This window comes from Staphylococcus sp. mip270_02, from assembly GCF_054031535.1.
Genome location: NZ_CM132934.1, coordinates 1,354,518 through 1,375,303, shown reverse-complemented (window position 1 = coordinate 1,375,303; position 20,786 = coordinate 1,354,518). Strand labels below are relative to the sequence as shown.

General features: G+C 31.2%; 23 protein-coding genes. 9 read left to right on the top strand and 14 right to left on the bottom strand.

The window, feature by feature from the left end; all coding sequences use genetic code 11:
- Positions 1–31 precede the first annotated feature (31 nt).
- Both ACW5YJ_RS06310 and ACW5YJ_RS06305 read left to right on the top strand, forming a co-directional pair.
- On the top strand, positions 32–1,096 hold the full coding sequence (locus tag ACW5YJ_RS06310) for a nitric oxide synthase oxygenase (RefSeq protein ID WP_457338593.1): 1,065 nt from the start codon (positions 32–34) through the stop codon (positions 1,094–1,096).
- Positions 1,097–1,135: 39 nt separating this feature from the next.
- Positions 1,136–1,939 (top strand): prephenate dehydratase, encoded by an 804-nt coding sequence (locus ACW5YJ_RS06305; RefSeq protein WP_017723464.1) that lies wholly within the window; start codon positions 1,136–1,138, stop codon positions 1,937–1,939.
- A 309-nt stretch (positions 1,940–2,248) separates the two neighbouring features.
- Here the strand turns inward: ACW5YJ_RS06305 and ACW5YJ_RS06300 are convergent, their stop codons facing one another.
- Together ACW5YJ_RS06300 and ACW5YJ_RS06295 are read right to left on the bottom strand one after the other, a co-directional pair.
- On the bottom strand, positions 2,249–3,808 hold the full coding sequence (locus ACW5YJ_RS06300; protein ID WP_017723463.1) for an SLC13 family permease: 1,560 nt from the start codon (positions 3,806–3,808) through the stop codon (positions 2,249–2,251).
- 136 nt (positions 3,809–3,944) lie between these two features.
- Complete coding sequence (locus ACW5YJ_RS06295; protein ID WP_017723462.1) at positions 3,945–5,033, bottom strand: glycosyl hydrolase family 28-related protein; 1,089 nt, start codon at positions 5,031–5,033, stop codon at positions 3,945–3,947.
- A gap of 137 nt (positions 5,034–5,170) precedes the next feature.
- Between ACW5YJ_RS06295 and ACW5YJ_RS06290 the strand changes: the two genes are divergently transcribed.
- The 3 genes from ACW5YJ_RS06290 (at position 5,171) to ACW5YJ_RS06280 (ending at position 8,233) form a co-directional block, all read left to right on the top strand.
- On the top strand, positions 5,171–5,722 hold the full coding sequence (locus ACW5YJ_RS06290; protein WP_457338592.1) for a cysteine hydrolase family protein: 552 nt from the start codon (positions 5,171–5,173) through the stop codon (positions 5,720–5,722).
- Between the two features lie 55 nt (positions 5,723–5,777).
- Positions 5,778–6,704: a manganese-dependent inorganic pyrophosphatase gene (locus ACW5YJ_RS06285; RefSeq protein WP_017723460.1), complete on the top strand. Its 927-nt coding sequence runs from the start codon at positions 5,778–5,780 to the stop codon at positions 6,702–6,704.
- Positions 6,705–6,853: 149 nt separating this feature from the next.
- Positions 6,854–8,233, top strand: coding sequence for an aldehyde dehydrogenase (locus ACW5YJ_RS06280; protein ID WP_017723459.1), 1,380 nt, complete (start codon positions 6,854–6,856; stop codon positions 8,231–8,233).
- A 112-nt stretch (positions 8,234–8,345) separates the two neighbouring features.
- On the opposite strand, the gene pglS is transcribed toward ACW5YJ_RS06280, so the two are convergent.
- Complete coding sequence (gene pglS / locus ACW5YJ_RS06275; RefSeq protein ID WP_026113522.1) at positions 8,346–9,389, bottom strand: 6-phosphogluconolactonase; 1,044 nt, start codon at positions 9,387–9,389, stop codon at positions 8,346–8,348.
- Positions 9,390–9,508: 119 nt separating this feature from the next.
- Between pglS and ACW5YJ_RS06270 the strand changes: the two genes are divergently transcribed.
- The gene (locus tag ACW5YJ_RS06270; RefSeq protein ID WP_017723457.1) at positions 9,509–9,919 is read left to right on the top strand and encodes a YolD-like family protein; all 411 of its coding nucleotides are present in this window, start codon (positions 9,509–9,511) and stop codon (positions 9,917–9,919) included.
- A 174-nt stretch (positions 9,920–10,093) separates the two neighbouring features.
- On the opposite strand, the gene ACW5YJ_RS06265 is transcribed toward ACW5YJ_RS06270, so the two are convergent.
- On the bottom strand, positions 10,094–10,264 hold the full coding sequence (locus ACW5YJ_RS06265; RefSeq protein WP_017723456.1) for a hypothetical protein: 171 nt from the start codon (positions 10,262–10,264) through the stop codon (positions 10,094–10,096).
- A 626-nt stretch (positions 10,265–10,890) separates the two neighbouring features.
- Between ACW5YJ_RS06265 and ACW5YJ_RS06260 the strand changes: the two genes are divergently transcribed.
- Entirely contained in the window at positions 10,891–11,931 is a 1,041-nt protein-coding gene (locus ACW5YJ_RS06260) for a C45 family autoproteolytic acyltransferase/hydolase (RefSeq protein ID WP_017723455.1), read from the top strand.
- 92 nt (positions 11,932–12,023) lie between these two features.
- Here the strand turns inward: ACW5YJ_RS06260 and ACW5YJ_RS06255 are convergent, their stop codons facing one another.
- From ACW5YJ_RS06255 to ACW5YJ_RS06245, 3 genes are all read right to left on the bottom strand, one after another.
- Positions 12,024–12,875 (bottom strand): DUF4097 family beta strand repeat-containing protein, encoded by an 852-nt coding sequence (locus tag ACW5YJ_RS06255; protein WP_017723454.1) that lies wholly within the window; start codon positions 12,873–12,875, stop codon positions 12,024–12,026.
- Positions 12,872–13,447, bottom strand: a complete 576-nt coding sequence (locus ACW5YJ_RS06250) for an HAAS signaling domain-containing protein (protein WP_119604289.1) — start codon at positions 13,445–13,447, stop codon at positions 12,872–12,874. Before ACW5YJ_RS06250 ends, ACW5YJ_RS06255 begins: the two co-directional genes overlap by 4 nt.
- Positions 13,448–13,537: 90 nt before the next feature.
- Positions 13,538–13,984 carry a hypothetical protein gene (locus tag ACW5YJ_RS06245; RefSeq protein WP_368679795.1) on the bottom strand — a complete coding sequence of 149 codons (447 nt, stop codon included), beginning with the start codon at positions 13,982–13,984 and terminating at the stop codon, positions 13,538–13,540.
- Between the two features lie 207 nt (positions 13,985–14,191).
- Between ACW5YJ_RS06245 and ACW5YJ_RS06240 the strand changes: the two genes are divergently transcribed.
- Positions 14,192–14,752 (top strand): thioredoxin family protein, encoded by a 561-nt coding sequence (locus tag ACW5YJ_RS06240; protein WP_457338590.1) that lies wholly within the window; start codon positions 14,192–14,194, stop codon positions 14,750–14,752.
- 75 nt (positions 14,753–14,827) lie between these two features.
- Here ACW5YJ_RS06240 and pmtD read toward each other — a convergent pair whose 3' ends face one another.
- The 7 genes from pmtD to ACW5YJ_RS06205 all read right to left on the bottom strand — a co-directional run bounded on the left by pmtD (position 14,828) and on the right by ACW5YJ_RS06205 (position 19,124).
- A complete protein-coding gene (gene pmtD / locus ACW5YJ_RS06235; RefSeq protein WP_107551526.1) occupies positions 14,828–15,556 on the bottom strand; it encodes a phenol-soluble modulin export ABC transporter permease subunit PmtD in 729 nt (242 codons plus the stop codon).
- Positions 15,556–16,428: a phenol-soluble modulin export ABC transporter ATP-binding protein PmtC gene (pmtC, locus tag ACW5YJ_RS06230; protein WP_017723449.1), complete on the bottom strand. Its 873-nt coding sequence runs from the start codon at positions 16,426–16,428 to the stop codon at positions 15,556–15,558. The genes pmtD and pmtC overlap by 1 nt, the downstream gene beginning before the upstream one ends.
- Before the next feature lie 20 nt (positions 16,429–16,448).
- Entirely contained in the window at positions 16,449–17,111 is a 663-nt protein-coding gene (gene pmtB / locus ACW5YJ_RS06225) for a phenol-soluble modulin export ABC transporter permease subunit PmtB (protein ID WP_135092820.1), read from the bottom strand.
- Between the two features lie 16 nt (positions 17,112–17,127).
- The gene (pmtA, locus tag ACW5YJ_RS06220) at positions 17,128–18,015 is read right to left on the bottom strand and encodes a phenol-soluble modulin export ABC transporter ATP-binding protein PmtA (RefSeq protein ID WP_107551524.1); all 888 of its coding nucleotides are present in this window, start codon (positions 18,013–18,015) and stop codon (positions 17,128–17,130) included.
- Positions 18,012–18,392, bottom strand: a complete 381-nt coding sequence (gene pmtR / locus ACW5YJ_RS06215) for a PSM export ABC transporter transcriptional regulator PmtR (RefSeq protein ID WP_017723446.1) — start codon at positions 18,390–18,392, stop codon at positions 18,012–18,014. Before pmtR ends, pmtA begins: the two co-directional genes overlap by 4 nt.
- 220 nt (positions 18,393–18,612) lie before the next feature.
- A complete protein-coding gene (locus ACW5YJ_RS06210; RefSeq protein WP_017723445.1) occupies positions 18,613–18,792 on the bottom strand; it encodes an SE1626 family protein in 180 nt (59 codons plus the stop codon).
- Positions 18,793–19,028: 236 nt separating this feature from the next.
- Complete coding sequence (locus ACW5YJ_RS06205; RefSeq protein ID WP_230454283.1) at positions 19,029–19,124, bottom strand: Trp-rich small protein; 96 nt, start codon at positions 19,122–19,124, stop codon at positions 19,029–19,031.
- A gap of 201 nt (positions 19,125–19,325) precedes the next feature.
- Between ACW5YJ_RS06205 and ACW5YJ_RS06200 the strand changes: the two genes are divergently transcribed.
- Positions 19,326–20,615, top strand: coding sequence for an aminotransferase class I/II-fold pyridoxal phosphate-dependent enzyme (locus tag ACW5YJ_RS06200; RefSeq protein ID WP_107551523.1), 1,290 nt, complete (start codon positions 19,326–19,328; stop codon positions 20,613–20,615).
- Positions 20,616–20,786: the final 171 nt, after the last annotated feature.

Below are 20,786 nucleotides of genomic sequence, written 5' to 3'. Positions count from 1 at the left end.
AATGATTTATAATCTTAATTGAGGTGTTTATATGTTAAAAGAAGCAAAATCCTTCATCGACACGATGTATAAAGAATTAAATTATGATAACCAAAGCATTTCAAAAAGAATTAAAGAAGTTGAGTATGCCATTGAAGAAACCGGAACTTATGAACATACTGCAGAAGAATTAACTTATGGAACGAAAATGGCTTGGCGTAATTCCAATCGCTGTATTGGACGATTTTTTTGGGATTCATTAACTGTTGTTGATGCAAGACACATACAATCTGAAAATGAGTTTATTAATGCAATAGAAAACCATATTGCAACAGCGACAAATAACGGAAAAATAAAACCCTATATCACAATATTCTCGAAGGATAATCCTCCTCAAATATTTAATAATCAATTAATCAGATATGCAGGTTATGAAGATATAGGTGACCCCGCAGAGAAAAGCATTACCCAACTTGCTGAACATCTTGGCTGGCATGGTTCACATACTGACTTCGATATTTTACCTTTAATTTATAAAATGCCTAATGAGACAATGAAATATCATGAATATCAACCACACTTAATCAAAGAAGTTATAATTGAACATGACCATTTTCCAAAATTACAGCAACTTGGATTAAAATGGTACGCGGTACCAATCATATCTAGCATGGATCTAAAGATTGGCGGTATTACATATCCAACTGCACCATTTAATGGTTGGTATATGGTAAATGAAATAGCTGTACGTAATTTTACAGACTCTTATCGTTATAATTTATTAGAAAGTGTTGCAGAAGCGTTTGAATTTGATACACTAAAGAATAATTCTTTCAATAAAGATCGCACACTTGTCGAATTGAATTATGCAGTTTATCACTCCTTTAAAAAATCTGGGGTATCTATTGTTGATCATCTCACTGCATCGAAGCAATTTGAAAGATTCGAACTAAACGAAACAAGAAATGGTAGAGAAGTTACTGGTAAATGGTCATGGTTAGCTCCTTCCCTGTCACCCACATTAGTATCCAATTATCATCACGGATATAAAAATGTTATGAAAGAGCCTAATTTCTTTTATAAAAAAACAGAAGCTAATGGTTGTCCATTTCATTAACGACCCTACCACACACATATAAACAAGGGGTAACGTCAAATGAAACTTTATTATTTAGGTCCAAAAGGAACTTTTTCCTACTTAGCTGCAACACAATATCAATCAGAAACAGACATAGATTATGTATCAAAGTCTAATTTATATGAGGTAGTTGCGGCTGTATCTGAAGACAACGATAGCATAGCTGTTGTGCCAATTGAAAATTCAATAGAGGGTACTATCAATATCGTTGCAGATGCATTAACACAACAAAATATTTACGCACAAGGCGAACTACATTTAGATATTCAATTTGCATTATATGGTGTTGATGGCGCTTCTGTGAACGATATTTCAAAAGTTTATTCTATTGGACCTGCCATTAGTCAAACTAGTAAATATATCCAATCATATGGTTTCGAGATTGATTACGTAGATAGCACAATTAAAAGCTTAGATATGATTAAGAATGGCGTCGGTGCTATTGCACCACTTGGCAGTGGAGAAACGTATGGCTATTCACCTATAGAGCAAAATATAGAAGATTATCCACATAACGTTACTCGCTTTTTAGTCGTTAGTAACCAACCACGTCATATAGAAAATGCTAGCGATACTATGTTACTTATAACTCCTCAGTTCGATAAGCCAGGGTTATTAGCTAGTATATTAAATACGTTTGTATTGTTTAATATTAACTTATCTTGGATAGAATCTAGACCATTAAAAACTCAACTAGGTATGTATCACTTTTTTGTCCAAGCAGACACACCAATAACAGAAGATTTATCTAAAGTAATTAAAATTCTCAATACTTTAGACTTCCAAGTTACTATAATAGGTTCGTTTGACAAATTGAATTAGTACAAGCTAATTAGCAACAGGATATTTCATAATTCAATATTTAATATAAATTAAAAAACGCTATTAAACTAAGTTATTTATCGTCAAAAAAGACTATTCAATGGTAAATATCATAATACCGACATCGTCTCCCCTGACTTTGTCGGTATTTTTTGTCTATTTTATATTCACTATATTCTGAACAGCTGTTATTTACAAACTAAATTGATTTAACTTGATATATATTAAAAAAGCACACCGTACCACAGTGTTACATTGAGTAACTTTGATACGATATGCTTTCTATATAATATAAATGATTCTTATTTTTTATTTCAATGGCAATGGTTTTGTAACATCAATACCTAACACTGGTGGTACTAAGAAATACACAACTAGGACAATTACAACTATACTTAATAAATTGACCCAAAAACCTACAGATGCCATCTTCTTGATGCTTATTCTACCCGTACCAAATACAATAGCATTTGGTGGTGTTCCAACCGGTAACATATATGCACAATTAGCAGCCATGGCTGCTGGTACCATAAGTAACAACGGATGCACATTTACTGCAACTGAAAGTGTTGCCAAAATAGGTAAAATCATTGTAGCTGTTGCTGTATTTGATGTAATTTCAGTTAAGAACAAAACAAATATTGTGATTACAAGAACAATAATCAATGGACTTACACCTTCGATTAATTTCAATTGTTCACCAAGCCAATTTGCCAACCCGCTTTCTGAAATACCTTTTGCTAAAGCTAAACCCCCACCAAACAGTATTAAAACGCCCCAAGGCAATTCTTTAGCAACTTCCCAATCTATAATCCTCTTATGTTTTTCTTTGTTGTTAGAAGGAATAAGAAATAACAAAACAGATATAAACATTGCAATTGTGCCATCAGCAACTCCAGAAGTAACTGACCAATTTTTTAATAAAAATTCTCTACTGATCCACAGGAAACTGGCAAGTAAGAATATAACTGAAACAATTTTTTCTTCATACTTCATTTTACCTAATTCATTTAATTTTTCTTTTATCAATTTTTGTCCGCCAGGTAATTCTTTCATATCATGCTTAAATGCAATATAACGAATATATATCCAAACCAAAAAGAGTAATACAATTACTGTTGGCACACCAATAATCATCCATTTAGCAAAACTAATTTCTTCACCAAATGCTGATTGATATTGCCCTTTTAAAATTATTAAAGGTGGTGTGCCAATCAGTGTACCAAGTCCTCCGATTGTTCCTGCGTAACCAATTGCAAGCACAAGAGATTGTTCAAATTTAGATATACTTTCCGGTTTAGTATTTTGACTTTTTAATTCATTTGCTTCTTTTATAATCGCAAGACCAATAGGTATCATTATCATCACGGCCGCTGTATTAGAAACAAACATTGATAAAAATCCAGTAGCAATCATAAAGCCTAATAAAATCTTCCCAGTACTTGTACCAAGTGTATTAATAATAGATAAAGCAACACGAGTATGTAAATTCCATCTTTCCATCGCTATAGCTAAAATAAAACCACCTAAGAATAAGAAAATAATATCATTACCGTATTGAGCTGAAACTTCTTCTGGATTCAACACATGTCCAATTGGTAATAAAATCAATGGCAACAAACTAGTTGCAGCAATGGGTATCGCTTCAGTAATCCACCAAGTCGCTATCCAAAGTGTGATTGCTAAAACATAAACACCCTTACCCGATAAATCATCCGGATGAAATAGTAATAACGTTAACGCAAATAACAATGGTCCCAATATTAAACCTGTTAATTGGCCGGCATTATATGACTTCTTTTCCTTTTTGTTTGAAAAAAACTTCAAATAATGTGATTGTCTCATATCCCCTTTATTCAAATCATTCATAATGTCTTCCCCCTTTTAATTATTATCTGAATATTCATAATAATTTATTAGAGTATAACATAATATATTTTAAATAGGGTTAGCATTTTTAATCGCTTATATAAAGAATATTTATGATTTTATTTCAAAAATATAATCATTCCACACGAACTTTTCTTATTTTAATATCACTACCTTTATTATTAAATAGTAGTAATGCTTCTATATCTTGTAAATGCATACTTTGGGATGAATGATCAAAAATATTATCAGCTATAAGTACAGCTTGATGTTTAACCTCGTTATAACTTTGAATGCGTATTGATTCTTTATCCATTTCTCCAATGAAACTATTTTGATAAATATTTAAATTACTGCCAGCTTGCGTCCCGCGCTCTATACCTTTTAAGTCTTTAGCATTTTTACCGTCTTTAACTGCTAAAAATCTTATACCACCAGCGCAATTTTTAAATATATTGTGATGAATATAAGTATTTTTTGATTTCAACGGTGTAAGTGCGTATTGATTCAATCCATCAAATGTATTATAGCGGATATGAATATTTTGATAATATTGATCATAGCGGCTGGCATGTGAGCCAATTGCACGATTCCAACTTTGCATTGTTGGTGTATCTGAATCACCAAAATAACAACGCTCTATAATTACATTTTTAGTAATTGTTCCATCAGTAGCACCAAATTTAGGAAAAGCGCCCGGAACCTGTATATCTATCTGAACTGCTTCAGAGAAAAAACGAGTTCCATCTAGATCTCTAAAACCTAAAAACTTACAATTATTGATATATAATCCATTGACACCACATGCATCTAAGCAATGCCCACCTACAACATCTTTAAAAGTTACATTTTGTATCTGAATATCTTCTGCATGTCCCATGCACACCGTTGTATTATTATATGGATATTTGAAACCATTCATATCAAATGTCCCACCAGATATGTGAATATGACTATTACCGTTATACCCATAATACAATTTAAATCTGCGTCCATTTTTCAACAATGTATCTTTTCCACATCTTTTAAGTACTGCCGCTTCATCTAGTAACAGCGTTGTTGAATCATATATAACCAGTGGTTTACGTATATGATACTCACCTTCTGGTACGAATATAGTCGTTGGTTTATGCTTCTTAGCATAATTTAGCGCTTTTTGCATCGCTCTTGTATCTGCGTATTTACTTTTCCCTTTTAAACCAAATTGTTTTGCATTAATTATCATATGCTAATTCCTTTCTCAGCTATTACTTTATAATAAACAAAAATGATATCTTTCAAACGCATTTACGCTCCCTTTATTGATTGAGCGACTTAGTATATAATTACTTTTATATTGTTTATTGGGAGTGTTTTTATCTTATGAAAAAAAGCGCATTAATCGTAGTTGACTACTCGAATGACTTTGTAGCTGACAACGGAAAATTAACTTGTGGCCTTCCAGGTCAGCAAATTGAAAACTATATTGTTGAACGAATTGAAGTGTACAATAAAAAGCAACACGATATCTTTTTCATGATGGATTTACATTATGAAGAAAATAAATATCACCCAGAAAGTAATTTATTCCCTCCACATAATATTATTGGTACTGTTGGTAGAGAACTCTATGGCAAAGTGAATGATATCTATCAAAATATTTTGTTTAATGATCACATACATTCCCTAGATAAAACACGTTATGATGCTTTCTGTGGGACCTCTTTAGATTTAATGCTAAGAGAGAGAAATATTACACACTTGGAATTTGTCGGAGTATGTACAGATATTTGCGTGCTTCATTCAGCAATTAGCGCTTATAATCTAGGGTACGCAATAACTATTTCACATCGTGGGGTTGCTTCCTTTAATCCTTCGGGGCACGCATGGGCTTTAGATCATTTTAAAAATTCACTAGGTGCTGTAGTAGAATAACTATGCAAAATCGTGCTAGAATAATAATAACTATATAAATAAGGAGAATTTAGATATGGCAAAAACTTATATTTTCGGACATAAAAATCCAGACACAGACGCAATTTCATCTGCTATTATCATGGCAGATTTCGAACAACAAACAGGTAACACTGAAGCTACAGCATACCGTTTAGGCGAAGTAGGACCTGAAACACAATATGCTTTAGATCATTTTAATGTAACTGCACCAGCGTTACTTAATGATGATTTATCCGATCAAAAAGTAATTCTAGTAGACCATAATGAATTCCAACAAAGTGCTGATTCAATTAATGATGCTACAATTCACCACGTGGTCGACCATCACAGAATTTCTAACTTTGAAACGGCAGCACCATTATACTACCGTTCTGAACCAGTTGGTTGTACAGCTACAATTTTATACAAAATGTATCAAGAACGTGGTTTTGAAATCAAACCAGAGATTGCTGGATTAATGGTATCAGCAATTATCTCAGATAGCCTATTGTTCAAATCACCTACTTGTACAGAAGAAGATGTAAAAGCCGCTGAAGCATTAAAATCAATTGCTGGTGTTGACCTAGAAACTTATGGTTTAGAAATGTTAAAAGCTGGCGCTTCTACTAAAGAAAAATCAGCAACAGACATTTTAACTATGGATGCGAAGTCATTCAACATGGGTGACTACGTAACTCGTATCGCACAAGTTAATACTGTTGATATTGATGAAGTATTTGCACGTCAAGAAGAATTGGAAAAAGAAATGTTAGAAGTAAGCGCTAATGAAAAATATGATTTATTTGTATTAGTTGTTACAGACATTATTAATAGCGACTCTAAAATCTTAGTAGTTGGTGCTGAAAAAGATAAAGTTGGCATTGCTTTCAATGTAGAGCTTGATAATAATACTGCATTTTTACCTGGTGTTGTATCACGTAAAAAGCAAGTAGTTCCACAAATCACAGAGGCTTTAAACTAATAAAACGCCTTTAAATTAGTACAGTTTTAAGGTGATTTTAATTAAATATCTAGATTTAAAAATTCATTATACTGGAGCATAGTTCATATGTTCCAGTTTTTTATCACTTATACCTACGAAACGCATCTATTATACTAGGAGGAATATATTTGAATTCAATAGAGCAAACTTTCCACAATAGTACTCAATATTTTAAAACACACGTTACTAAAGATTTAAAATTCAGAAGAAAACAACTTAAGCTTTTAGGTAAAAGTATCAAAAATCATGAAGACACCTTATTAGAGGCTTTTCAAAAAGATTTAGGTAAGAATAAAGTTGAAGCTTATGCTACAGAAATCGGCTTCACTTTAAAAAATATTAAAAATGCTCGTAAAGAGCTAAAAAATTGGGCTAAAAGGAAACAAGTCAATACGCCTATTTATATGTTTCCAACTAAAAGCTATATCCTAAAAGAGCCTTATGGCACAGTTTTAATAATTGGACCTTTTAATTACCCTTTCCAATTATTAATTGAGCCACTTATTGGCGCTATAGCAGCTGGAAATACTGCCATACTCAAACCTTCTGAATTCACGCCAAACATCTCAGAAGTTATTAAACATATAATCGAAGATGTATTCGATTCTGAATATATTAGTATTTGTGAAGGTGATGCTGAAACTACGCAATCATTAATCCAATTACCATTTGACTATATCTTTTTCACAGGTAGCGAACAAGTTGGTAAAATTGTGTATCAAGCAGCAAGTAAAAATTTAACTCCTGTAACGTTAGAACTTGGCGGTAAATCTCCAGTAATTGTTGATGAAACAGCAAATATTAAAGTCGCAAGTGAACGTATCAGTTTTGGAAAATTTACAAATGCTGGACAAACTTGTGTTGCTCCTGACTATATACTTGTGAATCGTAAAGTGAAGGATGAATTAATCGCTGCGCTAAAAAAAACCATTACCGAATTTTACGGTAACGACATTCAGGAAAGCCCTGATTTTGGACGTATTGTAAATCATAAACACTTTAGTCGTTTAGATAATTTATTAAAGATTCATCATGCTGAGATTGCCTTTGGTGGTAAATCAAACAAAGATGAAAGGTACATTGCTCCTACACTATTAGATGGTATTACTTTTAATGCTAAAATAATGGAAGACGAAATTTTCGGTCCTATTTTACCAATCATTACGTATGATGATTTTGATGAAGCTATTGATTTTATACGTTCCAAACCTAAACCGCTAAGTTTATATTTGTTTAGCGAAGATGAAAATGCAACAGAACGTGTATTAAATGAAATATCATTTGGTGGGGGCGCAATTAACGATACCTTAATGCAATTGGCAAATTCAAACTTACCATTTGGTGGTGTTGGCGCATCTGGTATTGGTCAATACCATGGTAAATACAGTTTCGATACATTTAGTCATGACAAATCATATATTTTTAAATCAACTCGACTTGAATCTAGTTTATTGTTCCCACCATACAAAGGTAAATTTAAATATATTAAGACCTTCTTTAATAAGTAACTCTGTTTATGAAAGTTCTATAACATAAAAATGCGCCTTCCCATTACATTTGGGAAAGGCGCATTTTTATGTTATTAAGTTAGTAATTGAGTCATTTAACAAACTTCCAATTTTATATTTCTTTTAAAAACTGTACACAAACACCTTCAGGCGCAGTGTATTTATCGTCTACTTTTTCTAGTTCACCTGTTACTTTATCACGTCTAAATACAGTAAGTGCATAATCACCTTCTTGGTGTGCACATACTAAATAATCATCTGAATCAGTAATGTTAAAATCACGTGGAAACTCCCCGCCACTTGATACAATATCCACTAATGAAATCATGTCGCCTTCATCAGCTACTTTGAAAATAGCAATACTATCGTGACCTCGATTACTAATATATAAGAATTTTTGATCTTTTGATAATCTCACTGCTGCTAATTTTGTATCGCCTTCAAAGTTTTCTGGTATCGTCAAATGACGTTCTATTTCTGTAAATTTACCATCTTCATATTTTACTGTACTTACAATATTTGATATTTCATGAACTACATAGGCATATTCACCATTTTCATGGAAGGTAATATGTCTAGGTCCATCACCTGGTTCAAAATCAAACACAGCATATTCACTGTATCCTTCATCACCAAACTCATATGTCACTAATTTGTCCGTACCTAAGTCCATCGCCACTACATATTTTTTATCTGGTGTAATATCCATAAAATGAATATGTGCATGATCTTGTCGCTCTGACGGACCAGTTGGAAAATCATGCGCTAATTCCTGTATAAGTCGAACAATTTCTCCCGTATATGGATTTGCTTCATATATACGCGCTAATCCTGCACCATAAACAGTTTCAAAAATATATTTACCATCTGGCGATACTGCAACATAACAACCAGTACCAGCTGTTGACGCTAAACATTTATTAATGAGGCTTAACTTGCCATCTTCCTCTATTTTAAGACTAGCGATACCACAGTTGTCGCCCTCTCTATTTATTGCATATAAAAATGAATTATGTTGATTTAAATAAGTTGAGGCTTCTAGTTCATAACCAGTTTCAACTTCAATTATTTTCCCTGTTTGTTCATCAAGTTGGAAACGGTAGACCCCTTTACCTTCTTTTTTTGTATAAGTACCGATATAACCTATCGTCATTATGAAAACCCCTCCATATTATGATAGTTTCATTTTAATAGAGATTTATTACAAATACAATATAATGAATTATCACTTCACTAAATCGAACATATGTTCTATAATGATATAGAGGTGATAAAATGATTCCGAAAGAATTTAAGAACGAAACTGATTATAGAAATATCCCTAGAGAATATTTAAATCCAAATATACCCAAAGGTCGTGGCATGGTTAAATGGCAACCCTTCGCTACCTTACCGGAACAATTCGAAACCATACAGCAATATTTGATTGATCAAAATAAAATTGATCGCCCAACGCTATCGGACGATCAATTGAATGAACTTAACTTACAACTTCATCAAGCACTACATACAGAACAACATATCACAATTGAATATTACCAATCCGGATGGCTAGAACACATAACATTAAAAATTAAGAATATAGACATGGTTCATATGTATTTAGAAGGCTATTCGCTAAACAAATCAGAAGTTATTAAATTATCACTTTTTGATATCACTCGCATTAATCCATATAATCCATAACTCCTAAGTTCTTATACTACAAAATCTCATACTTAGACTTATTTCACTAATATAACTTTGGAGAGTTCAACTAAGCTCATGTTTATTACGAAAGAACAACTAATTGTCTCATCAAATAATCACTACCGATATTCATAAAAAAAATAGAACACTCTAAAGTGTTCTATTAATAATTTAATTATTAGATTCGATATCTGAAACAATCTCTTTTGTTTTACTTTCAATATCTTCAAAGTCTTTTTTGAAAATATAAGCGAACACAACTGCACCAATTCCTGCTGCTAATGATACAGTAAGGATTGTACCGAATACAAATTTAAATAAACCTTTAATAAAATTCCACATTCTGTTTCACCTCAATAAATTATTAACATATCCATTATTAATGATAGCATACTTAAAAGCATCAATAAATATATACCTACTTTTCACTACTTTAATTTAAATATTATTATAGTAATAATATGATATTATTGTAGTAATGCTTTAAGTTATAATTAAATACTGTATATTAATTACTACCTTTAATACTTTAATAATAACAGAACTCTTAGAAAGATTACATTTATTAGTCATATTAGAAAAAGGAGTGGGAAAGGAATCTAATTTATTTAAAAATATTTCACGGTCCCACCCCAACAAAATTCACTAGAATTAATATGGATAAATAGTTTAACTGGGCTGACGCTCATGCTAATATCCCACTAACTCTATATAATACTTAAAGCTGAGACAATTAATTTGTCCCAGCCGCTTAGTCAATTACTTGCCCCACCAAGTACTCATTGCATCTCTAACAGTATCATAATAATTTGCCATTGCAATCACCTCATTTTAATTTAAAAATAAATAATCAGTCGTCGTTGTTATACTTAATAATAACGACAAGCATCGTATAATACAATTAACGTGGGGTTACAATATAGTTACAAATTTGTAAGATTACACAACTAAAATAGGAGTTTTACATTATGCAAAAAGTAAAAACAGATATATTAACTCACCGCGGGTCACATTTTGATTTAGGTGTACAAACTGCTCAATGGATGCAACAAACACCATTATTAAAAAATAGAGAAAAAGAATGGAAAAAACGTATGCCTCGTTTCGATATCCACATAAAGGAAACATATGATATCTTCCAAACCTACGCACCTCAAATTTGGGAAGAAATCAGAGGTATGCAAGAAGTCCTTAATCTACCAACAAATCAAATGATATTAAACTTTGCACACTATCGTTTTACACCACTAAAAAATAGTGGCTGTACGGTGTATTTAGGACAAGACTACATGGTAAGAAATTATGACTATCACCCTGCAACTTATGATGGTCGTTATCAGCTTTTCCAACCAAATGATGGAGGTCTAGCACAAATTGGTCCAACATCTCGCGTGACTGGTAGAATGGATGGTATGAATGAAGCTGGACTATCTATGGGGTATAACTTTATGCATAGAAAACATCCAGGCGATGGCTTCGTATGCTATATGATTGGCAGACTCATTTTACAATATTGTAAAGACGTACCAGAGGCAATTCAATTATTGAAAGAAATTCCACATAGAAGTTCATTTAGCTATATTGTCATGGATAAGCACTTAAATCACGCCATAATCGAGGTTTCTCCTAGATCACTTGATGTAAGGTATGATCATACATGTACGAACCATTTCAAATTGCTAACTCATGAAAATAGAAACTATACAAAAGAGTCTAAAGAACGTTTAGATAGACTTTTAAAACAAACACCGAATGGCCTGGATAAAATGCACGCATTTGAATTATTTAATAATCCAGAATTTGAAATATATAGTAAATTATTTAAAAGTTGGTCTGGTACAATTCATACAACTATGTATGAACCACAGTCACTTAAAGCATACATGACTTTAGGTGAAAATAACACACCTGCAGTAATTGATTTTCAACAATGGCTAAACGGACAGTCACTAGATATTCATGCCCTTTATGGACATATAGACACTGATTTGACCTTTGCCAGTTATTAAATATATGTTAAATATGATAATAAGTTAGAAAAATAGCTATGAAGTCATCTATCAATATAGATTTCTCCATAGCTATTATAATATACAGTCTATTAATTAATATGAATATCACCGTGTACAGTATAGAATTCTAAAATATTATCACCTTCTCCAACTCTATCGTTATCAAAACTCTTATTATTGACTTTTTCTACGCCATCATCAGGGTTTAATTTCAATAACGTATTATCTGGTTTTTTATTGTAAGACATAATAATATCACCATTTTGACTAGAAGCTTTAAATGCAGAATCAATGTCCATACGATCTAATTGGATATGACCACTTTGGGCAAGCAATACAGAGTTTTTAATTAGTGCATTTTCAGCATATATACTCGCTTCTTTTGTTTTAATATTAGCATTAACAATTTTACTATCACTAATATGTATAGGTGATTTCAAACCTCTATACAACAATTGTTCAATTTTTGAATTTTGCACATAAACACGACTACCAGTTCTATCGTTCATATTAAAATCGACTTTATCAACTTCGATATTTTGAAGTTTAATATTGCGTGCCTTGCTCGAAACTTTCAATTCCTTTAATTTCTCATTTGGTATGGTGATTTTCATTTTAGCCTTAATTTGTCTAAATGGGTTATAATTCAAGCCATAATTATCAACTCGATTACTAGTTTCTTTCAACTTTAATGATTGCTTATCTTTATTTATATCTACTTTCTGTTGGCCTTTATAATGAATTGCAAACTTATTTCCTTTTGTAATCGTTACATTACTAGAGCGGCTGTCAATATCTAAATGCTTTACTTCCGCATCATTATACGTTTTATCAATAACATTAAGTTTATTGTTTTGCTTTTCAAAACCAAACCAAGTAATACAGCCTAAGGTAAAACACACGATAAATAATGCTAAACCACTAAAAAATAATTTCCTCATTCATTTGCACTTCCTTTAATCGTCTTGATATTCCAACGTAAGTATTTTAGTATCAAACGATAAACGAATTGAGCTAATTTCGCAATGGTCACAAATAATACAATACCTAAACCAGTAAATGAAAACGCAAAAAGATAATTACTAATTGCTAAACTGAACATATTATATAATGAGCCATGAATAATTAATAAAATCGGGCTAATTGCTAAAAACAATGCAACTAAAAGTAACACGAACATAAAACTGCCAATAAATATCATTGGTATCAAGATAATGATTAAAGACAAAATTCCCATACCTAGTGAGGCCATAATAGCTCTAAGAATTGATTTAGCATTTGGCCTATACTCTGCAGAAACAATTGCATTTTTTGCTTTAATTTCTTTTCCAATTTTTTTAGGTGATTCTAATGCACCTATAATTTGATATTCATTTTTCCCCTCTCTTTCTTGATCAAAGAAGTATTGCTCATACTCATACATGACGCTATCTCGTTCTGCGCTTGGTATGCTACTTAATTCTTGTTCAAGTTCATTCAAGAAAGTGATTTTATCCAAGTTATCTACCGCCATTCTAATTCTAGATTCGAATCAAAATATTTTATGTAATATCTAAGAATAACGTATTGCATAAGATTGTCATTCATTAGATTTTTAAATCCTTCATTTTTTGTAGAATTCAATTTTCTTTATTTTATCATGTTTACACACAATAGATAACTTTATTTGATTAACTTTGTCTCTATAAGTAATAACTTTATATGATTTATGTAACTTCTTACTCTTATAATGTTCACCTAATTTATTAATTACGCTTTGTATATCGCCATCTATATTTGCATTAAAATTAGTCTCAATTGTCGTATCTTTAACGAGCGTGATACCTTTCATGTAACCGTCTTTTTTATTTACTTTAAATGTTAAATGAGGTTCGTGCCCTTTTATATAAAAACTATGATTTTTCATTACGATATGATTATACGCTGTATATTTTTGGTCATCTATTTGTGTGTCTAATTTCATATTATCGATAGTTAACTGAGATAAATTCGTAGATTGCGTATAATTAATGTAATTCACAATTAAGATAGTCCCTGTCCCCATTGTCATAAAGAGAGTAAATATTAATAATTTAAATGGTCTATTATGTAAATTCAATATTGTTGTCACACTCCATATATTTAATAAAAGACAAATCTGATATTTTTAATTATCAGGTTAACTTGAAATCAAATTTATTTTTTCTAAGTATTTAAAATTTTCTTTCATATTAAAAATTGATATAATAATAACTAATACGCTAAAGGGGGAAATATTATGACAAGTTTAGAAACTTATTTCAAAAACAGTCAACCGCTTGATCAATATATCAAAGCTATGACTGAAAACAAAGAGAATTTGTTAACGATTTACAATTCTTTCTCTTTACCAGAAGAGGATAATCGAATTGAAAAAATTAAATCATTAAACTATTCCAAAGTCTTAGTCATCACTGAAGATTGGTGTGGGGATGCCATGATGAATGTCCCAATTTTAAAACATATTAGTGAAACTTTAAATTTAGAAGTTCGAGTATTCCATCGCGACGAGAACACTGATTTAATAGATCAGTATTTAACAAATGGAACCGCTCGTTCAATACCTATTTTCGTTTTCTTAAATGATGCTTATGAACAACAAACTGTTTGGGGGCCCCGTGCAAGACAAGTGCAGCATTTTGTAGATGAAGCACGTTCAAACGTCCCAGCAAAGGACGATCCAACTTTTGAAGACAAGTCTGCTGAAGCACATACAATTATGATGAATCGTTACAAAACTGATTCTCAATTATGGAAATATGTTTATGATTCCATATTAGATAAGTTAATCATAAAATAAAAAGACGTATGAATGATGCTGTTTAACTGCACATTCATACGTCTTTCTTTTAACTCTTTTATTAGTTATCCATTGTTAAATATCTTTCTTAGATGAATAGAATAAATTAACAATAAACAAGATAACGATCGACGCTGAAGTTATAAACCATTGCCAATTCGTAAATGTGTAATCACCTGAAGTTGTTTTTGAAGTTAAATAGCTAAATGGAATATATTTTAATGAATCTTGTATATTGTCTCCAATTTTAGGAATCATAGGCAGGAATGGTTCCGCAAATGGAACAATTAACACTAAGAATACACCAAGCGTAAATATAAGTGCTGTCTTAGGTACGATAAGTGAAAATAAATATAAAAGTAATCCAAAGAATAAATGGAACATTAAAAAGAACCATAATAGTTCAAAAATCTTTTTAGTTTTAATATTGTCCCCATCAACGAAACCTTGAACAATAAGTACAAACGCAACTAATACAGCTGTAATCAATACTGCAATTAAAATAATCGAAATCACTTTTGCAATAATATAACCAATACGGTTAGAAGTTTTATTCATGTAAAGTTGAATTGTACCTTGTGAAATATCACGTGTAATTGTTTTGATTACAAATAGCAAGCCCATAATTGAAAAGAACCAACTACCTATTGTAAGTAATGTATTGCCATTCATTTCATCTGCCTGTTGTAAAAATAAAATTATGAAGCCAACCATTGGTAACAATGTTAGAAGCAACGCTAAATACGTTAATGGACTTTTAAAAATGCTGAACATATCATATTTTACGAGTTGTAAACTATTCATTATTGACCACCTTTCTGATTAATATTGAAGTAAGTATCACGCAATGAACTTTTACGTGTTTCAATAAATTTCGGATAAACGTCTTTGTTCGCTAAACCTTTAAGAACATTTTTATAACTATTTTGAGCTTTTATAATAATTTCTCCGCTCGCTTGTTGTGTTTGAATTACATCAAACTCTTCATTTAAGAATGTTGCAGCAGTATCGAAATCTTTATCTTCAAACAGTATTACTGTAGAGTCAGAAGGTGTCCCTTCTTTCATATCTACATCTTGAACAAATTTACCGTCTCGTAAGAATACTGCTCTATCGCAAATTAATTCTATATCCTCCAACTTATGACTAGAAATTAAAATTTTCATTTCTAATTCTTTCACAAGTGATTGAATTGTTTTTAAAACATCAATGGAACCATCTGGATCCATACCATTTGTAGGTTCATCAAGAATTAAATACTTCGGCTTATTCATTAATGAAACAGCGATTGCCAATTTTTGTTTCATACCCATAGAGTATTTTTTAACTTTTTTCTTAACATAAGGTCTCATACCAAATGCATCGATAATTTGGTCTGCATATTTTTTGTCGAATCCTTTACCTAAAACATTCGCAAAAAGTTTTAAATTATATAATCCTGATTTATTATCATACAGTTTGGGATGTTCAATTAAGTAACCGATATTTTCTTTATTACCTGTTTTTACATCCCCTTTATAATTGATAATATTTCCATTCATAACTTTCATAAGTGTTGTTTTACCGACACCATTTTTACCTATTAAGCCAACAATTTGGCTCTGACCAAAATCAAAATCAATATGGTCTAAAACATTGTTATTACCATACGTTTTAGTAATATTCTTTAATTCCATAAATGCGCCTCCCTTTGAGATTAATTTATTTTTTTATATTGAATGAAATAATTAGTAATAAAAAACAGAATACTCATTACTAAAAATCCATAGTTAAACATCGGTTCTAAATAATCCAATTCTCTTATATTAAAGTTAAATACTGCGATAAGACCAACAGCAATCAGTATGACAAAAACCGGTATAATAATAAACATCGTTAGTAAATATATCAAATAAGAAATATACTCAGATTTTTGTTCAGTATACCTTTTAAATGCTATAGGTATAGCAAAGAAGTTAATTGTTATGTAAGAGTAAGGCACCATAACATTCAAATTTAATTGGTCCGCAGAAACGTTAGAATCCGGTATATTGTATAGAGATAATATACCTGCTCCTATTAATGTAAACATAATTACCGTTACATAGTTTGCATTAAGTAGAGCGCTTTTTGAAACTGGTAAACTCGCAAAAAAATCGTATGACATTTTGTGTCCTAATTTACTATTGAATCTAAACGCATGTCCAGAATCAACGATAGATATGAACAATAATATCATCGCAATTACTGAATAAATTGATTTAGTAAGTAAAGTATCATTTCCAATCACTAATTGTAATGGTGAAAATAACAATAACATCGAATAAATAATTATAGTCCATTTACGTAATTTTATATTTCTAATAAGTAAATTTTTCATCTAATGGCCCTCCTCACTATGAAATGCCATCATTTTCAAATTCAATTTTGTGTAGCCCTTTTTCAAGGAAAACCATTAATTCTTCAATTTTCGGTCTAGTTATTGCTACCTCATTACCAAATATTTCTTTAAACACATTTGCATGTGTTGTAAGCGCCGTATAGCCGGTTTTATTATATTCTATATAATATGCTAAGGACGCCAACTCATCGTCTATCTGATTTGAATCACCTTTTACAATTTGAAACTTATTCAAAATATCATCTAAAAAATCATTAAACACAATTTCACCATCTTTTAAATACACTAAGTAATCAGCAATTTTCTCTAAATCTGAAATAATGTGCGTGGAAATAAATACAGTTTTATTTTCATCGATGAGTTCTTGTTGAATGATATCTAAAACTTCATTTCGAACAATCGGATCTAAACCAGAAGTAGGTTCGTCTAAAATAAATAATTCTGCATGATGGCTAAAAGCAATCGCAATAGATAATTTCATTTTCATACCTGTTGAGAAAGTTTTAATCTTTTTATCCCGAACTAAATTAAATTTTTTAAGAAAATAATTGAAACGCGTATTATCCCACTTTTTGTAAAAAGGAGCGATATATTTTTCAATTTTGTTAACTGTCCACTTGTCATTTAAATACAGCTCTGAATAAATAAAACCTATTCTATTTTTGATTTCTTCAGCGTTATCTTTCATCTGTTTATTAAAAACTAAGATTTCTCCTTGTTCTGGTTCAATTAAATCCATAATTAATCTAATGAGTGTCGTTTTGCCAACACCGTTTGCGCCAATAAATCCTGTGACAAATCCTTGAGGAACTTCAAAAGAAATATCATTCAACTTGAATTCTTTATGCTGATAATTAACAGCATTTAATTCTATAGCATTCATTCCTCGTCCTCCTCAAAGATCATCTCTAGAATTTCTTGTAGCTCAGGCAATGACATGCCGATTGTCTTAGCTTCTTTGCTCATTGATTTAGCTAATGACTCAATCACGATGAATTGTTTTTCTTTCAGAATGGAACTATCTTGTTCTTTTACAAATGTACCTTTACCTCTGATTGTAAAGACAAAGCCATCTTTTTCTAAGTCTTCGTATGCACGCTTAGTGGTTATCACGCTAACGCTTAAATCTTGTGCTAATTCACGCATAGAAGGTAAATGTTCACCTGGAACTACGTATCCTTTTAAAATATTCTCTTTAATTTGTTGCTTGATTTGTTCATAAATAGGGCTTTCACTACTATTTTTCAAAAGTATTTTCACGGACGTCCTCCCTTGCAACTGTATATACACAATATATACAATATATACACACTTGTAAAGAGAAAATTAGAAATTAATTGCATGCTTTTTAATTTTGTAAATTTGAAACACTAAATATTATATTTGAGATTCATATACAAAATTAAAAGACTATATTATGAAAGAAAACAAATTTTTGTCGTTTTCATAAATATAGTCTTTATAATAACTTTTACTTCTGTTAGTCATTTTTCTTTTTTCGTCTATTATTGTTACGATTAATAAACGCGCAAACTATAAACATTATAGCTGCGATTAATAATTTTATGCCAGAACTTTCATGTCCTGTAGCTTGCAAGTAATACCCCACCACAAACAAGACAATAGCAATAATTACAAATATCTTTGTTAAATATTTCATCCATTTCACCTCAAAACAATTTTCATTATACCAAATTATGTTAAATATTTCTAAATCACTATTGTTTCATTTAATTTTGTTGATTTTTATTTTCTCGCTACCATATTTCAAGCAATAAAATATATTGTTTGCAGTCATTAAAATATGATGATAAAATTATTAATGTATCCACGGATTATATTACACAACCCCAAGTCTGATGACGCAGACTTGGGGTCTTTTGTGTGTAAGGCCACCTATTTGTCTTTCCATTTATTTTCTAACCAAACACGGAATACAACAAGTAAGCTACCTGTTAACAAAGTTGTTATGATTTCTTGCCACCACGTGATCATATTACACCTCCCACAGAAAAAAGTACCATGTAGGATTTCGATGGCCTAACCATATTCTAACATAAAACAGAACACATGTTCGTATAAAACTATAGTTTTTTTATTTTCCCGTCAAATCTTTGCGCTATGCTTTAATTTCAAGCTGTTTCGCGATAATATAATAGTATCCTGAAATAGTAAAGAGAGGTTGACCAACATATGAATCCTTTAGCTTTAGATTTGAATGAAAAATTATCTAAATCAAACCCAGAAATAGCAGATATGCTATCAGACCTTGGAAAATTAATGTATTATCCGAAAGGTATTTTATCTCAGTCTGCTGAAGCAAAATCTACAAAGTATAATGCAACAATTGGTATGGCTACTTATAAAGACAGTAAAATGTATGCTAATACATTAAATGATGTTTTTACAGAGCTTACTCCTGATGAAATCTTTCCGTACGCTCCTCCTCAAGGTATTGAATCACTCCGTGATTTATGGCAACAAAAAATGTTAAAAGAAAACCCAGATTTAGATCCGAGCGACATGACTAAACCAATCCTTACTAATGCTTTAACACATGGTTTATCATTAGTAGCCGACATGTTTGTTGATAGTGGTGATACATTACTATTACCAACTCATAATTGGGGGAATTATAAACTTGTATATAGCGCTAGACATAACGCTGATATCGAAACATATGATATCTTTGATGAAGATGGCCATTTTACAACTGATAACTTTGTTGATACTTTGGATAACTACCAAAAAGATAAAGTAGTTTTAATTTTAAACTATCCTAATAATCCAACAGGCTACACACCTACTAAAGAAGAAGTTAGTACAATAGTTGCTGCTATCAAAACATTAGCAGAACGTGGTACAAATGTTATTGCCTTGGTAGATGATGCTTATTATGGTTTATTTTATGAAGACGTATATACACAATCACTATTTACTGCTTTAACAAATTTACATTTAGATAATGTATTGCCAATCCGCTTAGATGGTGCTACAAAAGAATTCTTTGCTTGGGGGCTTCGAGTTGGATTCATTAGCTTTGGCGTCTCAAATGAAACGACTAAACACGTTCTTGAAGAAAAAGTAAAAGGATTAATTAGAAGTAACATCTCAAGTGGACCAATGCCTTCTCAAAGTGCTGTTAAATATGTTTTAGAACACCCTGAAACTTTCGAAAATGAAATACAACACAATATTGATACACTACAAGCGAGATATGAAATTACTAAGTCAGTAGTTTATGACGAGCAATATGCTCCTTATTGGCAAGTGTATGACTTTAATTCTGGATATTTCATGGCGTTAAAAGTTCATAGTGTAGATCCTGAACAATTGCGTTTACATTTAATAGAAACGTATTCAATTGGTATAATCGCGTTAAATGGTACTGATATACGTATCGCGTTCAGTTGTGTCGAAAAAGACGACATCCCACATGTATTTGATACAATTGCAAAAGCAATCTCAGAATTACAAGAATAATTTATTAATTTAATATAACATTAAAGAGGGGCAATGAAAGTTTAAAGCTTTCATTACCCCTCTTTTTTCATAATTGAAAAATCCTACAACCATTGTAAATATTACTAACTAGTGTCCACCCCAGCAGGAGTGCCGCAACACCGACTTTTGCTAAAAAATCTTTCGTTATGC